1 pseudogene is annotated in these 946 nt (G+C 59.4%); it reads right to left on the reverse strand.

The window, feature by feature from the left end:
- Positions 1-920 (reverse strand): annotated as a pseudogene (locus tag GV827_RS23195) (IS110 family RNA-guided transposase); the annotation flags it as partial.
- Between the last annotated feature and the right edge of the window lie 26 nt (positions 921-946).

Genomic DNA, 946 nt, shown 5'->3' on the forward strand with positions numbered 1-946 from the left:
ATCCCTTGTTCACGCTCCACGCCTCCGCTGTTGTAAGGCGTCGCCGTAAGACCAGCATACGATCCCAACGCCTTGCCATTGGCAAAGTGGCGTACGAAGGCCTCGCGAACCAGCACGGTGGCGCTCTGCGCCCCGATGCCACGTAGCTTGCAAAGCTGCTGGATCATTCTGCCAGCCTCATCATTGGCGGGGTCCTCGACTACGGCATCACGCTCGCGGGCCAACTGAGCGATCTGGGTGAGTACAAGCTCGAGCCTGCTTAACAATCGTTCGATCTTTGCGAGCGCGTTTGGCGGCAGCGGCTCGCCCAGCCCGGTGCGCAGATCCGCCAATCGACGCCGCCGACTCTAAAGGAGCGGGTTGTAGCCCTCAACGCCCAGTGTCGCCAGGACGGCGCCGATACGGTTGGTCAGACCAACGCGCTCGGAGATAAGCTCTGTCCTTTCGCGAATGCTTCGCCGCGCATCTTCGTCCGCTTCATCCGGGATTGGCACCATAGAGCAGACCCGCGGCTCTCCTCGAAGCCATGCCATCTGGGTGCGGAGCAGCAACTCTGCGTCAATACCATCGGACTTGGCGCGGCGCATGCGGCGATCCACCGGGACGCTTGAAGGCTGGATGACGTGGACCTCGACCCCTTTTGCGATCAGCCATCGCGCCAGTCAGAACCCACTCCATCCAGCTTCATAAGTCGCGATCACACAATCGACCCGATGGCCGGCCGCAGCGGCTCGGGTCCGATACCCATCAATCGCATCTTCAAGGGCCAACTTCTCGGGGGCGATTGTTTTCCTAGTCTTGGATTGCGGAAGGCCAGGCACTTGCGCCGCTAAAACCCAGGATCTGCTACTCAACTCAATCGCGAGAACGAGCGTGTGATCATATGAAATAGAATTCAGCGTGTCGGACGAATGTGTCATTATCAGATCTCCTCTTTTTGGCATGA

Source organism: Sulfitobacter sediminilitoris, assembly GCF_010667575.1.
Classification (GTDB): domain Bacteria; phylum Pseudomonadota; class Alphaproteobacteria; order Rhodobacterales; family Rhodobacteraceae; genus Sulfitobacter; species Sulfitobacter sediminilitoris.